The following is a 1101-nucleotide window of genomic DNA, read 5'->3' on the forward strand; positions in this document are numbered from 1 at the left end:
GAGCGCATCACCTGGGACGAAGCGCTCGACACCATCGTCACCCGCTGGAAGGCGATCATCGATAGCCACGGGCCGCAGGCCATCGCGCCTTACAGCTACCTCGGCAACCAGGGCCTCGTGCACGGGCTGAACGGCGGCGACGCCTTCTTCAACCGCATGGGCGCTACCGTCACCGAGCGCACCTTCTGCGGCGAGGGCTCCTGCACCGCGTGGCTGCTCACGGTCGGCCCGACCGCCGGGCTCGATCCGGACAGCTACATCCACTCGAAGTACATCGTGATCTGGGCCTGCAACTCGGTCAGCACGAACCTGCACCATTGGGCCATCGTGAAGGATGCCCAGAAGAAGGGCGCCAAGGTCGTCGTCATCGACGCCTACGCCTCGCGCACCGCCAAGGCCGCCGACTGGCACATCGCCCCGAAGCCCGGCACGGACGGCGCGCTCGCCATGGCGCTGATCAACTCGATCATCGCGCAGGGCCTCGTCGATCAGGATTACGTCGACAACTACACGGTCGGCTACGAGGAGCTGAAGGAGCGCGCCGCCGAGCGCACGCCGGAATGGGCCGCCGAGATCACCGGCGTCTCCGCCGACGACATCCGCAAGCTCGCCCGCGAGATGGCGACCGAACAGCCGGTCGGCATCCGCATCGGCGTGGCCCTGGAGCGGCACTACGGCGGCGGCCAGACCATCCGCGCGGTCGCCTGCATCCCGGCGCTGACCGGCGCGTGGCGCCATGTCGGCGGCGGCATCACGCAGTTCGGCGTGTGGGAGCACCCCTACAAGTTCGACGTCATCTGCCGCCCGGACCTGATCCCGGAGGGCACCCGCGTCGTCTCGAACCTTCAGATCGGCCGCGCCCTGACCGGCGAGATGAAGCTCGATCCGCCGATCATGTCGATGATGTGCTGGAACTCGAACCCGGTGACGCAGGCGCCCGAGACCGACAAGATCGTTGAGGGGCTGATGCGCGAGGACCTGTTCATGGTCTCGGCCGAGCACTTCATCTCGGACACGGCCTCCTACGCCGACATCCTGCTGCCGGCCACGATGGGCGCCGAGATGGAGGACATGATCCTCTCCTGGGGCCACCTCTACCTG

Annotated in this window: 1 protein-coding gene; it reads left to right on the forward strand. The window is 67.6% G+C overall.

Going from position 1 to position 1101, the window contains the following annotated elements:
- Nucleotides 1-1101, forward strand: a 1101-nt coding sequence (locus MKK52_RS18105) for a molybdopterin-dependent oxidoreductase (RefSeq protein WP_243956156.1), incomplete at both ends; no start/stop codon positions are given.

The organism is Methylobacterium sp. J-067, assembly GCF_022829465.1.
GTDB classification, from domain to species: domain Bacteria; phylum Pseudomonadota; class Alphaproteobacteria; order Rhizobiales; family Beijerinckiaceae; genus Methylobacterium; species Methylobacterium litchii.